Annotated in this window: 14 protein-coding genes; 2 read left to right on the top strand and 12 right to left on the bottom strand. The window is 62.1% G+C overall.

What is annotated here, in order from left to right; genetic code table 11:
- The 12 genes from flgL to JWQ61_RS06600 all read right to left on the bottom strand — a co-directional run.
- On the bottom strand, window positions 1-1,097 hold a 1,097-nt coding region (gene flgL / locus JWQ61_RS06655), incomplete at its 3' end, for a flagellar hook-associated protein FlgL (protein WP_304359834.1).
- Between the two features lie 53 nt (window positions 1,098-1,150).
- Window positions 1,151-3,124 carry a flagellar hook-associated protein FlgK gene (gene flgK, locus JWQ61_RS06650; RefSeq protein ID WP_304359833.1) on the bottom strand — a complete coding sequence of 658 codons (1,974 nt, stop codon included), beginning with the start codon at window positions 3,122-3,124 and terminating at the stop codon, window positions 1,151-1,153.
- A gap of 110 nt (window positions 3,125-3,234) precedes the next feature.
- The gene (flgJ, locus tag JWQ61_RS06645; protein WP_304359832.1) at window positions 3,235-4,182 is read right to left on the bottom strand and encodes a flagellar assembly peptidoglycan hydrolase FlgJ; all 948 of its coding nucleotides are present in this window, start codon (window positions 4,180-4,182) and stop codon (window positions 3,235-3,237) included.
- Window positions 4,183-4,190: 8 nt separating this feature from the next.
- On the bottom strand, window positions 4,191-5,276 hold the full coding sequence (locus JWQ61_RS06640) for a flagellar basal body P-ring protein FlgI (protein WP_304359831.1): 1,086 nt from the start codon (window positions 5,274-5,276) through the stop codon (window positions 4,191-4,193).
- Window positions 5,277-5,332: 56 nt separating this feature from the next.
- Window positions 5,333-6,013, bottom strand: a complete 681-nt coding sequence (locus JWQ61_RS06635) for a flagellar basal body L-ring protein FlgH (RefSeq protein ID WP_304359830.1) — start codon at window positions 6,011-6,013, stop codon at window positions 5,333-5,335.
- A complete protein-coding gene (gene flgG / locus JWQ61_RS06630) occupies window positions 6,013-6,795 on the bottom strand; it encodes a flagellar basal-body rod protein FlgG (protein WP_014004932.1) in 783 nt (260 codons plus the stop codon). The genes JWQ61_RS06635 and flgG overlap by 1 nt, the downstream gene beginning before the upstream one ends.
- 25 nt (window positions 6,796-6,820) lie before the next feature.
- Entirely contained in the window at window positions 6,821-7,567 is a 747-nt protein-coding gene (locus JWQ61_RS06625; protein ID WP_120236951.1) for a flagellar basal body rod protein FlgF, read from the bottom strand.
- Window positions 7,568-7,616: 49 nt separating this feature from the next.
- A complete protein-coding gene (gene flgE, locus JWQ61_RS06620) occupies window positions 7,617-8,819 on the bottom strand; it encodes a flagellar hook protein FlgE (RefSeq protein ID WP_120236952.1) in 1,203 nt (400 codons plus the stop codon).
- A 78-nt stretch (window positions 8,820-8,897) separates the two neighbouring features.
- Window positions 8,898-9,557 (bottom strand): flagellar hook assembly protein FlgD, encoded by a 660-nt coding sequence (flgD, locus tag JWQ61_RS06615; RefSeq protein ID WP_304359829.1) that lies wholly within the window; start codon window positions 9,555-9,557, stop codon window positions 8,898-8,900.
- 78 nt (window positions 9,558-9,635) lie between these two features.
- Window positions 9,636-10,043 (bottom strand): flagellar basal body rod protein FlgC, encoded by a 408-nt coding sequence (flgC, locus tag JWQ61_RS06610; RefSeq protein ID WP_304359828.1) that lies wholly within the window; start codon window positions 10,041-10,043, stop codon window positions 9,636-9,638.
- Window positions 10,044-10,074: 31 nt separating this feature from the next.
- Window positions 10,075-10,482, bottom strand: a complete 408-nt coding sequence (gene flgB / locus JWQ61_RS06605; RefSeq protein WP_304359827.1) for a flagellar basal body rod protein FlgB — start codon at window positions 10,480-10,482, stop codon at window positions 10,075-10,077.
- A 117-nt stretch (window positions 10,483-10,599) separates the two neighbouring features.
- Window positions 10,600-10,866 (bottom strand): helix-turn-helix transcriptional regulator, encoded by a 267-nt coding sequence (locus JWQ61_RS06600; RefSeq protein ID WP_304359826.1) that lies wholly within the window; start codon window positions 10,864-10,866, stop codon window positions 10,600-10,602.
- 213 nt (window positions 10,867-11,079) lie between these two features.
- On the opposite strand from JWQ61_RS06600, the gene flgA reads away from it, so the two are divergent.
- Both flgA and flgM read left to right on the top strand, forming a co-directional pair.
- On the top strand, window positions 11,080-11,817 hold the full coding sequence (flgA, locus tag JWQ61_RS06595; protein ID WP_304359825.1) for a flagellar basal body P-ring formation chaperone FlgA: 738 nt from the start codon (window positions 11,080-11,082) through the stop codon (window positions 11,815-11,817).
- 96 nt (window positions 11,818-11,913) lie between these two features.
- Entirely contained in the window at window positions 11,914-12,258 is a 345-nt protein-coding gene (gene flgM / locus JWQ61_RS06590) for a flagellar biosynthesis anti-sigma factor FlgM (protein WP_304359824.1), read from the top strand.
- Window positions 12,259-12,385: the final 127 nt, after the last annotated feature.

Here is a 12,385-nt window from a genome sequence, read left to right as displayed (position 1 = left end):
TGGATATCCGACAGATAGCTCTTGTCCGACAGGTTGCGGGCGTCGCCATTGGTGTTGAGGGTATCCAGCTCCTGCATGCGCGAGCCTACCGACGAACGTACGGTCAGCACGTTGTCGAGAGAGTTGGACAGCTTGACGTTTGCCGTGCTCAGGGAATTCTGCAATTGCGCCTTGGCGGCCGGGGTGCCGTTATCTACCGGCGTCTTGAGCGCGCCGATCAGGTCGCTGAGAGCGCCGAACATGTCGGGATTGGCGTTCTTTGCGGTGTTGACGTTGAAGCTGTCGCCACTGGCGGGGGCGCCGGTCAAGACGATTTGCAGGCCGCCAAACTGGATCGGCGAGCCGGACGTGTAAGTGCCTGTCGTCACCACCGGCGGCGTATCCGAATTGGTCACGCTGAACGTGGTGGCCGAGGTAAAGCTGATCGAAAAATTCTTGCCGAAATCGGGATTGGTGGCGTCGATCACCGAGGTGGCGCCATATATGCCGTCGCCGCTGTTGGCGGCAGAAGAAGTGGCGACATAGCCGGAGCTGTTCTGCGCAGTCTGGAAAATGCTGCGGCCGTCATCGGTGCCCGCCATTTGCCGCGAGATGTCGACCTGCAGCAGCTGCTGGCCCTGGTCGCCGACATATTGCACGCCGCCGCCGGTCTGCTGCACAAAAGGCGCACTGCCGCTCTTGAAACCGGCGAACAGGAACTGGCCGTTGCCGTCGTCGGTATTCGCCAGGCCCAGCAGCTGGTCGTAATTGCTTTGCAAGGTGGTGGCGATCGATGCGCGGTCGGCATCGGTCATGGTGCCGTTGCCGGCTTGCACCACCAGCCCCTTGATATTTTGCAGGAGCGTGGTGACGCTTTGCAGCGCATTGTCTTCCAGCCCCAGCGTGCGCGACGCCTGGGCGCGGCTGGTCGAATACTGGTCATTGAGGGAAATCGATTGCGATGCGCTCAGCGCCCGGGTCGCGCCCAGCGGGTCATCGGACGGGGTCAGGATTTTTGACATGGCGCCTATCTGCTGTTGCACGCGCAACAGGCTGGTTTGCTGGGAGCCCATCGCGGACAGGCTTTGGTCATAAAACGACTGGGTACTGATACGCATCTTGTTTTCCTTGGTTATCGTCCTGCTTGCAGATCCGGCCGGGCCAGTAGGGCCTAGCTGGCGATCCCCAGGATCGCGTCGAACATGGTCGACGCCGTCTGGATTACCTTGGCATTGGCCTGATACATTTGCTGGTACATCAGCAGGTTGGCCGTTTCCTCATCCTGGTTGACGCCCGACACCGATTGCTGGGCCGATTTGATTTGCGCGGCCAGGCTGGTTTGCGCGGTATTGGCAATGGTCAGCTGGCTGGCCTTGTTGCCGATGCTGCTGACCAGCTGGCCGTAAGCGTCGGTATAACTGGCGGTGCCGCCGGCCAGGGTTTTCTGGTTTTGCAAGGCGCCCAGCAGCAAGGCGTTGCTGCCGTCCGAAACGCCGCCGGTGTTCGGTCCGATGGTGAAGCTGTCGCCGTTCACCGGTTTGCCGCTGACGGTGGCGGTGATGCCGTTGAAGCTGTACGACGCGCCATCGGTATAACTGACAGCCGCGCCGGCTGCATAGTTGACCACCGTGCCGTCAGGATTGGTGACCGTGACTGCCGCGCCGGCAGGGAAACCTGACAGGCTGGCCGGCGTGGTGGTGCTGTCGTATTTCAGCGTCAGCGGGCTGCTCAGCGGCGCTCCCAGGTATGAAGCATCGACCTTGCCGGCGCTGATGCCGGCGCTGCCCTGGTTGGCCGCGGCCTTGCCGGTGACGATGGGCGACGCCGCGGCTATCTTGGCCGGATCGGTCACCGTCACCGTCAGGTCGCGGGCGCCGGTGCGAGTCGGCTGCACCAGGAAGGAATCGCCGATTTGCGGCGTACCGCTGGCGGCTTGCAGCGATACACCGTCGAAAGTCACCGGCAGGCTGGCGTAGCTGCCCAGCACTTTGTTGTCGGACAGGCGGGTGACCGAATATTGCGGCGTGCCGGCCACATTGACATAGTCGACCCGGTAGTCGCTGGTGGTCAGCTGGCTGGTGTCGCTGAACGACGGCGTGACCTGCAGGTTGCCGGTGTTACGGGAATTGGCGATTGCCGCCGGGCTCGCTTGCGAAAAGAAATCCTGGCCGGCGGCGCCGTTCAGGTCTATGCCCAGCTTGTGCTGCGCATTGAAGGTATCGGCCAGGCCGATGGCCATCCGCCCCAACGCGTTCTGAGTATCGCCCAGGGTCTGGTTGCGGAACTGCATCAGGCCGCCCAGCGAACCGCCGCTGAGCACGCTGTCTTGCATTTCGACCGCGACTCCGGCGGCGTTCACCAGGGCCACCGAAGTATGGCTTGGATCGGCGGCGGAGGTGACTGCCTTCAAGGTCGATGCCTTGTCGCCCAGCACCAGGGTCTGGCCGGTGCCGATGAATACATTGTACTGGCCGCCATCCTGCACCACGACCTTGGTCGCCACCAGTTGGCCCAGGCTGTTGACCAGGCTGTCGCGCTGGTCCAGCAAATCGTTCGGGGCCTGGCCGCCGGTAGCGTTGCTGAGCAGGGCGATCTGCTTGTTGATATTGGCGATCTGGGTGGCGTAGGTATTGATCTGGTCAACCGAACCGGCGATCTGGTCGTTGACGTTGGCGTTCAGGCCGGTCAGCACCTGGCTCATGGTGCGGAACTGGTTGGCCAGGGCCTGGCCGGAACTGATCAGCTGCTGCCGCGCCGCTGCATCGGCCGGCGTATTGGCGACCGCCTGCACGCCCTTGAACAGGGTCTGCAGCATCGGCGCCAGGCCGGTGGTCTGGTTGGCCAACAGATTGTTGATCTGGTTGATCTGGGTCGAGTAAGCCGACAGCGCCTGATTGGTCGATTGCGCCTGGTTCAGCTGCGAACTCAGGAACTGGTCGTAACTGCGGGTAATGTCAACCACCTGGGCGCCGTTGCCGAAGAAGCCGACGCTGGGCGTGTAGGTGCCGCCGGCGGATACCACCTGCGCCATCTGCCGGCTATAACCAGGCGTATTCACGTTGGCCGTGTTGTGGCCGGTAGTCATCAATGCCGCTTGCGCCGCATTGAGTCCGCTAAGCCCGGTGAAAAACATGCTGTTCGACATACATTCTTCCTTTTAGAAGGCAACCGCCCGGCGTTGCTGCCAGGCTCACCTGAGGTATAACGGCAGCGGGCAGGAAAATTTGAGGGGAATGCCCGGTCTCATGGAAAAAATCAGAGGATCTGCTTGAGGATGCGCACCAGCTTCTCGCCATACTGCGGATCGGTGGCGTAACCGGCGCGCTGCAAGCCGTGGGCGGCCTCGGCCGGATCGCGCGTGGCCAGCACCTGCGCATAACGCGGATTGCCGGCCAGGAAACGGGCGTAATCGGAAAACGCTTCGTCATACGATGCATAAGCACGGAACGAGGCGGTGGTCTGCTGCGGTAGGCCGTCCACATATTCGGTGGTGGTGGCCTGCACTACCGCCCCTTTCCAGCCCTTGCCGGCCTTGATGCCGAACAGGTTGTGGCTGCTGCTGCCATCCGCGCCCTTGATTTCGCGCTTGCCCCAGCCCGATTCCAATGCGGCCTGCGCCAGGATCAGTTGCGACGGCACGCCGCTGGCGCGGCTGGCGGCCTGCGCCGGCGCGGTCATGCGTGACAGGAACTGGTCGACATAGGCTTGCGGACTGGCTGCGGCATTCCGTCCGGAACCGGAAGCCGCGTCATACAAGGAAAGGTTTTGCACGCTGCCAGGAAGCGCCGGCGCCGCGGCTGCCGGCTGGCTGAAGTTCTGGTCGGCAGCCGACGCCGGCATCTTGCCGAGCGGCGACGGCTGCTGCTGGGATTGGTCGACCGCGCGGCTAAGCTGAGCGTGCATCGCTTCGGCCAGGCCCAGGCCGCGCCCGGACAGGTTCTGCGCCAACTGCTGGTCCAGCATCGAGGTGTACATTTTTTCCTGCTGGCTATCGAACATGCCATCCGAAGGCGTCGCTTCGCGCATGCTCTTCAGCACCATCTGCATAAACATCGCTTCGAACTGGCGCGACACCTGCTTCAAGCCGTCTTGCGGCGAATTCCTGGTAGTGCGGCGCAAGGCGTCCACGCCCTGCACATCCAGCGCAAAGCGCTGGTCGAGGTCACCGCTGCGGCTGTTGCTGATAGGACCGGAGGCGCTCATTTCCGGCCTCAGATGACTTCAAGTTCGGCGCGCAAGGCGCCGGCGGCTTTCATCGCCTGCAGGATGGAGACCAGGTCCTGCGGATTGGCGCCCAGCGTATTCAAGCCCTTCACCACATCGGCCAGCGAAGCGCCGTTCTTGACTACCTGCAAAGCACCGCCGGCCTGGTTCAGCTGGATTTGCGAAGTCTGGGTAACCACCGTACTGCCGCCCGAAAACGGCCCCGGCTGGCTGATCACCGGCTGGGTATTGATCACCACCGACAGATTGCCATGCGCCACCGCGCAATCCAGCACGCGCACGGTCTGGTTCATCACCACCGAACCGGTGCGGGCGTTGATGACTACCCGCGCCACCGCCTGCGCCGGCGTGATGTCGAGGTTTTCCAAACGCGCCAGGAAGCTGACCCGCGCTTCCGCCTGTGCCGGCGCCGCCACCTGGATCACGCGTGCATCGAGGGCGCTGGCGATGCCGGCGCCGAAACTGCGATTGATCGCATCGACTGCCTTTTGCGCCGTGCCGAAATCCGAGGCATTCAATTCCAGGGTCAAGGTGTTGGCCTCGCCCAGCGGCGAACTGACCGCGCGTTCGACGATGGCGCCGGCCGGAATGCGGCCGGAACTGAGCTGGTTGATCTGCACCTTGCTGCCGTTGGCCGAGGCGCCGGCGCCGCCCACCACCATGTTGCCCTGGGCGATCGCATACACCATGCCGTCGGCGCCCTTGAGCGGCGTCATCAGCAAAGTGCCGCCGCGCAGGCTCTTGGCGTTGCCCATGGAAGATACGGTGACGTCGATGTTCTGGCCGGGACGGGCGAACGACGGCAAGGTAGCCGTGACCATCACCGCCGCCACGTTCTTCAGCTGCATGTTGGTGCCCGGCGCCATCGAGATGCCGAGCTGCGACAGCATGTTGTTCAAGGTCTGGGTGGTGAACGGCGTCTGCATGGTCTGGTCGCCGCTGCCGTCGAGGCCGACCATCAGGCCGTAGCCGATCAGCGGATTGTCGCGCACGCCCTGGATGCTGGCCAGTTCCTTGAGCCGCTCCGCTTGCGCCGACGGCGCACTACAGAGGAAACAGAACGCCAGAAACATAGCGCCGCAATTGCGTCCGGAAAATGGCAAAAACCGTAGAAATAATGATCGCATGGTCAGAACGGTAAGACGTTGAGGAAGAAGCGCTGCAGCCAGCCCATGGTCTGTGCTTCGTCGATGTAGCCCTTGGCGCTGTATTCGATCCTGGCGTCCGCCACCTGGGTCGAGGCCACGCTGTTGTTGCCGCTTACCGTGCGCGGATTGACCACGCCGGAGAAGCGGATGAATTCCGTGCCCTGGTTGATCATCATCTGCTTCTCGCCGCTGACCATCAGGTTGCCGTTGCCCAGCACCTCGGTGACGGTGACGGTGATCACGCCGTTGAAGGTATTGGCGGCATTGGCGCCGCCCCTGGCGGTCAGTGCGTTGGTGGCTTTGGCATCGGTATCGAGGTTGCCGAACAGGCCGCCGAAAATCTTTGGTATCGCTGTCAAGCCGCTGCTGGTGCTGCCGTTGCGGCTGGCGTTGGCCGCCGAGTTCTTGCTGGCGTTGACGTTTTCGCTGACGATGATGGTCAGGATATCGCCGACATTGCGCGGCCGCCGGTCCTCAAACAAGGCCTGGCTACTATAGCCGGACTGGTAGATGGCGCCGTTCACCGCTATCGGCGGCCGTACTTCGGCGCGCGCGGTCATCGGCTGCTGCACCAGCGGCTCGCGCGGCAGCTGCGCGCAGCCGCCCAGCAGCATGGCGGCCAGCGCCATGCTGCTGGCGCAATATTTGATAGCCGCCGTCATCACAACTGCGTCAGGCGCTGCAACATCTGGTCCGAAGTAGTGACCGCCTTGCTGTTGATTTCGTAGGAGCGCTGGGTCTGGATCATGTTCACCAGTTCTTCCACCACATTCACGTTCGACGATTCGACATACCCCTGGCTCAGCGTGCCGGCGCCATTCTGGCCTGGCGTGGTCTGGTTGGCGGTGCCGGAAGCATTGGTTTCCGTGTACAGGTTCTCGCCGTTGCTTTGCAAACCGGTCGAATTCAGGAAGGTAGCCAGCTGAATCTGGCCGACCTGCACGCTGGCGGTGCTGCCGGCCTGGGTCACCGATACCGTGCCATCCTTGGCGATGGTCATGCTGGTGGCGTTTTGCGGGATGGTGATGGCGGGCTGCACCGGATAGCCGCTGGCGGTGACCAGCTGGCCGGTGGAATCGGACTGGAACGAGCCGTCGCGGGTGTAGGCGGTGGTGCCGTCCGGCATCTGCACCTGGAAAAAACCGTCGCCGGTGATCGCCACATCCTTGGTATTGTCGGTCTTGGTCGGATTGCCCTGGGTATGGATGCGTTCCGTCGCCACCAGCCGCACGCCGGTGCCAATCTGCAAGCCGGACGGCAGGTTGGTCTGGTCCGAAGTCTGACCGCCTACCTGGCGCAGGTTCTGGTACATCAAGTCTTCGAACACCGCGCGGCTGCGTTTGAAGCCAGTGGTGCCGACGTTGGCCAGGTTGTTCGATATCACGTCGAGCTGCTGCTGTTGCGCATCGAGGCCGCTCTTGGCGATGGAAAGTGAACGTATCATGGTGAAATTCCTGTCGAAAAATAAATTAGCTGCTCATGCTCAGCAGCTGATTGGCGCGCTGATCGTTTTCGTCGGCGCTCTTGACCGCCTTCATCTGCATTTCAAAACTGCGCGCATTGGCGATCATTTCCACCATCGCCGACACCGGATTGACATTGCTGCCTTCCACCGCGCCGGTCTGCAGCGTCACCGCCGGATCTGCATCCGGGGCAGCGGCGCCGGCACGCATCCGGAACAAACCATCGTCGCCACGCAGCAAATCGCTGGCGGCCGGATTGACCAGTTTCAAGCGGCCCACCTGGGCCACATTGGTGGCCGGATCGCCGGCGCCGATGGCGCTCACCAGGCCATCGGTGGATATCATCACCGCCGCGCCGGGTGGCACCGCCATCGGTCCGGCGTCGCCGACCACCGGCAGCTTGTTCATCGTCATCAACTGGCCATCAGCGCCCACCTGCAGGTTGCCGACCCTGGTATACGCCTCGCCGCCGTCCGCGGTCTGCACCGTCAGCCAGCCGTCGCCGCGCACCGCGACATCCATCGGCCGTCCGGTTTCGGTCAGCGGCCCGGTGCTCATGTCGGCGCCGGGCGTCGAGGTCACCACAAAAGCCCGGGTTGCTGCTTCTTCGCCCACCACCGGCACGGCGCGGAAATTGTTCAGCTGCGCACGGAAGCCGGGTGTCGAGACGTTGGCCATGTTGCTGGCCACCGAGGCTTGCTGTTCCATGGCCTGCTTGGCGCCGCTCATGGCGATGTAGATCATGCGGTCCATGTGCTCTCCCGGTTTGCTGCCGTTGCATTAATGATGGAAGAATCCATCATCAGCGCATGCTCACCAGGGTCTGCATGACCTGGTCCTGGGTTTTCACGGTCTGTGCATTGGCCTGGTAGGTACGCTGCGCAATGATCATGTTGACCAGTTCGGCGGTAAGGTCGACGTTGGACGATTCCAGCGCGCCGGAAGTCAAGGAGCCGACCTTGGTGCCGGCGCCCGCCGTCCCGACCAGCGGCTGGCCCGACGCTGCCGTTTCAGCCCAGACATTGCCGCCCTTCGATTGCAAGCCGTCCGGATTGGCAAAGGAAGTCAGGACTATCTGGCCCAGGGTCTTGGTCTGTTCGTTCGAGTACTTGCCGGTTACCGTACCGTCCGGATTGATGGCGAACGCAGTCAGGCTGCCGGAGGTATAACCGTCCTGAGTCTGCTTGGCGACCGCGTTGTCGTTGCCGAACTGGGTGGTGCCGGTCAGGTTGATCGTAAAGTTCATCGGCGCCGCGCCGTTTGTCAGCGGTACTGCGGCTGGAGCCAGGGTGCCGGCGGCGGGCGTCAGCATCTTGCCGGCCGTATCGAAGGTCAATGCGCCGATATTGCTGCTGGCGCCGCCGTCCACGGTCTGGTAGACATCCCAGGCATTGGCCGCGGTTTTTACGAAGAAATTCGTGATTTCATGCGGATTGCCCAGCGAATCGTAGCCGGTCACTGCATTCTGGTAGTTGAAACTGGTGGAATCGGTCGCGTTGAACGGCGCCGTGGCTGGCACCGTGCTGCGTGAATCGATGTTGTATTGCGCATTGATCTTGGTGGTGGCGTTCGGCGTCATCGCGGCAGCCGGCAACTGCAACGCCGCCGGCGTGCCGCCGGCTATGCTGCCATTGGCGCCGACCTGATAGCCGGTCACGCGCAGGCCGCCGGAATTGACAATGTAGTTGTCCTTGTCGATAGTGAACTGGCCATTGCGCGAATAAGACACTTCGCCGGATGGACTGGCCAGGCGGAAAAAACCGTCGCCGTTGGTGATCGCCACGTCCAGCGCACGGGTGCTGGTCTGCACCGCGCCCTGGGTGAAATTTTGCGAAACGCCGGCCACCTGGGTGCCAAGGCCGACCCGCGAACCCGCATACACATCGGCAAACAGGACACTGCCCGCCTTGAAGCCCACGGTGCCCGAGTTGGCGACATTATTGCCGATCACATCGAGATTGCTGGAACTTGCATTCAATCCGCTTACGCCTTGTTGAAAACCCATGGTCCACTCCTTTTGAAATCAATTTGCAGCAATTTTTTCAGCTTCCGAGTTGCGGAAAAATAATGAAAAAAGCCGGATTTATAGAAATTGCTTAACGTCGCTCAATGCCGCCGTACCGGCCGCGCCCAGGTTCAACGTAACGCCGCTGGCTGTCTGCGCCACGCTGGCAACCTGCGAGTACGTCAGCGTATTGGCAGCGACTGCGCTGCCGCCAACGGAAGCCGCCACGCTGATTTTGTAGGCGCCGTCGCCCATCGCGGTGCCGGTATCGTTCTTGCCGTCCCAAGACAAGGTCTTGGTGCCTTGCGGCAGCGCGCCAACGTCGATCGTGCGCACGGTATTGCCGGCAGCGTCGGTGATGGTGACCTTGACCGTATCGGCCGCGCCTTGCATGTCCAGTCCAAAGGAAGTTGCGGCGCTGTCCTTGAGCGCAACGCTGCTGCCCGGCGTCAGCACCGTGTGGCCGATCAGCGACGCCGCCTGCAAGGTCTGGCTGGCGCCGGTCTGCGCCACCAGCGAGGTCAGCGTGCTGTTCAGGTTCTCGATGCCGCTGACGGTGCTCATCTGCGCCAGCTGCGACGTCAGCTCCGCGTTATCCAGCGGGTTCAGCGGATCCTGGTTATTCAGCTGGGTAACCAGTAATTTGAGAAAGCGCTGTTCCTGGTCGGAACTGCTGGATGCGGCCCCGGCCAGCGCCCCTGCTGCGCTGTTGTCGGTTGAAACGCCCGATACTGCCATGATGGTTTTCTCCTGAAGCGGCGCCGGTACGGCGGCCGCGGATTAGTCGTTCAAATGGGAACTGCAATCGATGCTGCGCTACTGGCCGATGGTCAGCGTCTTGAGCATCATGTTCTTGGCGGTATTGAGCACCTCGACATTGGCCTGGTACGAGCGCGAAGCGGAAATCATGTTGACCATTTCTTCCACCACGTTGACGTTAGGCATGGCGACGTAGCCGCCGGCGTTGGCCAGCGGATGCTTGGGGTCGTACACCATGCGCAGCGGCGACTGGTCTTCCACCACACCCGCCACCTGCACGCCGCCGACCTGGTCCTGCTGGTCGCCCGCCGCCACCGCGAACACCACTTGCTTGGCGCGATATGGCTGGCCGTCGGGACCGGACACGCTGTCGGCGTTGGCCAGGTTGCTGGCGGTGACGTTCATGCGTTGCGATTGCGCGCTCATGGCGGAACCGGCAACGTCGAAAATATTCATGGATGGCATGGCTCGATCCTCGCTGGCTAAGACGGAAAATTCATTGCTGCACCGCCGACAGCAGCGACTTGATCTGGGCGCCGATGACGGTCAGGCCGGATTCGTAGTGGACCGCGTTGTCGGTGAAATTGACGCGTTCGACATCCATCTCGACGGTATTGCCGTCGATGCTGGACTGGGTCGGCACTCGGTACATCAGGTCCGGTTCGCTGGTCGCCATGGCCTCGCCCTGGATGTGGCGTGAGGAAGTAGTCGCCATAGTCACCGACTGCGCTTGCCGGCCATGCTCCATCGCTTGCGCCAGGCTGCTGCTGAAATCGAAATCGCGCGCCTTGTAATTCGGCGTATCGGCGTGCGCGATGTTCGACGACAGCACTTCTTGCCGACGCGCCCGCAGATTCAATGCTTCCTGCTGAAAGCGCAGTGCTGCATCCAGTTTGTCTACCATCTTGTACCTGCCCTCAACAGACCTTTTGATGAAAACGATTATAGGTAGCGGCAACTGGCGGCAATCATCGGAACAGGCGGCTGATTCGGCCTCAATTCAAGATACGCAACGCCAGTCTCATTTGGGACCAGGAAAATATTTCGCGACATCCTCGAAGCTCAACTGATAACCGTCCAGCACGCGCTTGATGGTCGAGCCGCTGGGATCGGTCACCCTGCCGGTTTCGAGTTTGCTCAGCACCGGCACCGACAAACCGCAACGCCGGTGCATCGCCGTCAGCGACAATCGTTTGCCGTTCTCGCCGGTTTGCTTCAAACGCATCTGCCGCAGGAAATCCGCCAGGGTAGCCGGGACTTCTTCATCGAATTCGCTCACGTTCGCCATTGGATATCCTTAATTTTCGAAGCGCCTGCCGGCAGATGTTTGCACCGCACGGCAAGCTCCCGCAAACCATTATAGGTACGGCATTGCAATCCAATGCGCCAAACAACAAGCGAAACGCCGCCCAGTTCGGCGCTTGGCGATGTCCCGCTGTTGTCTAGAATCTGATGGCGGACAATCCGTCGCAACGAATTCCGATCGGGAGGAAGATTTCACATGCATGCAATATTATTCCGGCGCCGGCGGCTTGCACTTGCCTGCCTGAACTTCCTTGCGGCGACAGCACTGGGCATCGGCAGCCAAGCCGCATTCGCCAGGGCAACCGAACTGAGCGGCAGCGCGAAACCCGTCATTGAACAATTCCTGCTGGCCCAGGCCGGCGGCTTGCCAGGCAAGGTCAGCATCCGCATCGATACGCCGATGTCAGGCGCCCTGCCCGCCTGCGATGCGCTGGAGCCGTTCCTGCCGAGCGGCGCCCGTGTCTGGGGTCGCGTCTCGGTCGGCCTGCGCTGCAACGACAACGGCTCCGCCGCGCCGGCATGGACGCGCTACGTGCCGGCCTATGTCGCGGTGGTGGCGAATTATTATGTAGCCGGCCGTCCCATCAGTGCCGGCGACACCTTGAGCGCTGCCGATATCCAGCCGCGGCAAGGCGATCTCAGCGCCCTGCCGCGCGGCGTGGTCACCAATCCGCAGCAAGCGGCCGGCATGGTGGCCTCGAACCGGATTGCCCTGGGCGTACCGCTGCGGCTGGAGCTGCTGCGCGGCGCAACCGTGATACAACAGGGGCAAAGCGTCAAAGTGCAGTCGCAAGGATCGGGGTTCGTGGTCAGCACCGAAGGACGGGCGATGACCAATGCCGCTGCCGGTGCGGCAATACAGGTAAAGACGCAGGCGGGGCAGATGCTGAGCGGCATTGCGCGTGCCGACGGTTCGGTCGCATTGCCGAATTAGTTCTTTTTCCATAACAATTTCGACATTTTCCGCCGAAACCCTAAACTTCCTGCGCCAGCTGCCGTTATAACGAACAGATCCCTTAGAGGAAACATCTTGAAAATCGATCAACCTACAAAGCCGCTCAATAGCGTGTCGAGCCCAGCCAATGCGGCGTCCAGCAAGGATAACGCGGCGCGCGCCGCATCTGCCGACGCCGCTGCAGCCGGCACCGCCACCAGCGCCAGCCCGCCTATGCCCGCCGCCCTGAATTCACTGTCGGCGCAAGTGCGCCAGCTGCAAACCCAGTTGCTGCAACCCGGCGCAGGCGATTTCGACGCCGCCCGCGTCGCCGAGATCCGCCAGGCCATCAGCGAAGGCCGCTACCAGATCAATCCCGGGAAAATCGCCGACGGCTTGCTCGATACGGTACGCGACCTGCTGGGCAAGAAACCGTCATGAGCAGCGCACTGCTCAAGCACCTGCAGCAAGAGCGCGCCGTGATGGACGATTTTCTTGACTTGCTGGACCAGGAGGCGGAGGCGCTGATCAAGAGCCGCTTTGGTGAATTGCCGCTCATCACCGAGCG

Source organism: Collimonas fungivorans (assembly GCF_028292705.1).
In the GTDB taxonomy this organism is placed as follows: Bacteria; Pseudomonadota; Gammaproteobacteria; order Burkholderiales; family Burkholderiaceae_D; genus Collimonas; species Collimonas fungivorans_B.
Note: the sequence above shows the minus strand (reverse complement) of the source record. Positions and strands in the feature narration are given on the sequence as shown.